Source organism: Oleiphilus sp. HI0128, from assembly GCF_001635365.1.
The window spans coordinates 1-865 of the sequence record NZ_LWGG01001525.1; the positions used below are offsets into that span (position 1 = coordinate 1).

The following is an 865-nucleotide window of genomic DNA, read 5'->3' on the forward strand; positions in this document are numbered from 1 at the left end:
TCCATAAGAGCTGCTCTTTATCACAAGCTGACCACTCTTTGTAGTTATCTGGAATCTTCAAACCCCATGGTTTAAAGGCATTATCTACACCCGTTAAGCTTAACTCTAGCTCGGGGAAGTGACGACGAATCACGTCAACCATGGTGTTATTTTCTACCCAGTCGATACCTTCTTGCGTGTACACTTCAGGTGTATAGCTTTCAGTATAGAAACGGTCTGTCATCAAACGACGAGAAGCATTCAGGATAAAGACCTGGAAAGCCGTCTCACCAAAGGCAAAGCCATCAGGACGCACTGTTTCAGCTAGCTGACCCACCAAAGCATCGATCTGCTCAATGTCATTGTTATAAACACGCTTCAATTCAGTCAAAGTTGTAGGGTCTTCAGTTAAATCCTCAAACTTGGTAATCGGATTCAAACCAATCTGGCGACGGAATTCGTTGTAACGTGGTACACCACGCTCACGGTCACGAATAATATCGATTGTTGCCAAGTCAATATCGCCAATTAACGGCATTGAAAGGTTACGCAAAAACTCAGGATAGTTGTTTAGCGTCAAGGAACCTGGGTGAGTAATGCCGAAGGAGTACCATAGACGATCGCCGCCCTGATTATCGAGAATATCTTCTGCATCGCCATCACGCGTGTCTTCAATATTGATACGCTCAGAAACAACATTTGAACCGATATCGTAGATATCTACCGCATCACGTAGTAATGGGTGCATACGATAAACCGCAACGAATTCCTCAGTCAGTACATAAGGAACATCATAATTATTTGGTTTGCTTTGGCCAACCAAACCACCAAGGATATGGTCAATTGCGCCTGGCGTGCTTAACTGTTCAGCTTTTTCAGGATCAAA

1 protein-coding gene is annotated in these 865 nt (G+C 43.9%); it reads right to left on the reverse strand.

Annotated elements, in window-relative coordinates; translation table 11 throughout:
* On the reverse strand, positions 1-865 hold an 865-nt coding region (locus A3763_RS25070), incomplete at both ends, for a peroxidase family protein (protein WP_304440849.1).